The following is a 352-nucleotide window of genomic DNA, read 5'->3' on the forward strand; positions in this document are numbered from 1 at the left end:
GTGTTTTTTTCGGATCTCTTTTCAAAGCCTCACTCTTACCGCTTGGTTCCCAGCGAATAAGTTGTCTTGGTTATCTGGTTTACCATCTTCGACGTAAGTAATGATTTGACGCGTATGAAAGTAGGTTTTCTCAGTCAAATGCTCGATGAGCTGCATCGTCTGAGTATCAAAAAGTAGACTCTGGCTCCCGCCATTCTCAGGTTTAAGTTTTTTTTAAGATAGAGCATAATCACTAAGATGACGAGCAACTGTAGATTCATGGATACAAAGGGCTTGAGATATCATGGTTAGGCTCCATCCTTCGGAAGCTAGCAAGACAGCTTTTATACGGTCGCATACTCGACGATCACGC

1 pseudogene is annotated in these 352 nt (G+C 42.6%); it reads right to left on the reverse strand.

The features are described from left to right. Positions 1–87: 87 nt before the first annotated feature. Positions 88–352, reverse strand: a pseudogene (locus tag A3712_RS27080) (helix-turn-helix domain-containing protein); the annotation flags it as partial.

The organism is Vibrio sp. HI00D65 (assembly GCF_001635455.1).
GTDB lineage: Bacteria > Pseudomonadota > Gammaproteobacteria > Enterobacterales > Vibrionaceae > Vibrio.